At 73.9% G+C, this 1,117-nt stretch carries 2 protein-coding genes; both read left to right on the top strand.

Annotated features, from left to right (window positions below; translation table 11 throughout):
- On the top strand, positions 1 to 535 hold a 535-nt coding region (locus IH13_RS0132225; protein WP_031090004.1), incomplete at its 5' end, for a glutamate ligase domain-containing protein.
- A gap of 4 nt (positions 536 to 539) precedes the next feature.
- Positions 540 to 1,117, top strand: a 578-nt coding sequence (locus IH13_RS0132220) for a Mur ligase family protein (protein WP_234433470.1), incomplete at its 3' end; no start/stop codon positions are given.

Raw genomic sequence — 1,117 nt, 5'->3', positions numbered from 1 at the left:
GCTCGAACGCGTCGACGCCGGGCAGCCGTACCTCGCGGTCGTCGACTACGCGCACAAGACCGACGCCGTGGAGTCGGTGCTGCGCTCGCTGCGCAAGGTCACCGAGGGCCGCGTGCACATCGTGCTCGGCTGCGGCGGCGACCGCGACACCACCAAGCGCGGCCCCATGGGCGCCGCCGCCGCGCGGCTCGCCGACACCGCCGTACTGACCTCCGACAACCCCCGCTCCGAGGACCCCCTCGCGATCCTCGCCGCGATGCTCTCCGGCGCCGCCGAGGTGCCGGTCCACGAGCGCGGAGACGTCCTCGTCGACGCGGACCGGGCGGCGGCCGTCGCCGCGGCCGTGGCCCGCGCCGAGCCCGGCGACACCGTGCTGGTGGCCGGCAAGGGGCACGAGCAGGGCCAGGACATCCACGGCGTGGTACGCCCGTTCGACGACCGACAGGTCCTGCGTGAGGCCATCGAGCGCTCCCTGGGACGCACCGACGCGCCCGCCGGCCGCGCACTCACCCACGAGAACAACAGTCAGGGATGACCAAGTGATCGCCCTTTCCCTCGCCGAGATCGCCGGCATCGTCGGCGGACAGCCGCACGACATGCCGGACCGGTCCCTCACCGTCACCGGCCCCGTCGTCATCGACTCCCGGGAGGTGCGCCAGGGGGCCCTGTTCGCCGCGTTCGCCGGCGAGCGCGTCGACGGCCACGACTACGCGCGCGCCGCCGTCGAGGCGGGCGCCGTGGCCGTGCTGGCCGCCCACCCCGTCGGCGTCCCGGCGATCGTCGTCGACGACGTCGTCTCCGCGCTCGGCGCCCTCGCACGCGCCGTCGTCGAGCGCCTGGGCACCGCCGTGGTCGCGCTCACCGGCTCGGCCGGCAAGACCTCCACCAAGGACCTGATCGCCCAGCTCCTGGCGCACAAGGCGCCGACGGTCTGGACCCCCGGGTCCCTCAACAACGAGATCGGCCTGCCGCTCACCGCGCTGAGCGCCACCGCCGAGACCCGGCACCTGGTCCTGGAGATGGGCGCCCGGGGCATCGGCCACATCCACTACCTGGCCCAGCTCACCCCGCCGACGATCGGCCTGGTGCTCAACGTCTGTCTCTTATACACATCTCT

Source organism: Streptomyces sp. NRRL WC-3549, assembly GCF_000721935.1.
GTDB lineage: Bacteria > Actinomycetota > Actinomycetes > Streptomycetales > Streptomycetaceae > Streptomyces.
This window is presented reverse-complemented; position numbering and strand designations above follow the sequence as displayed.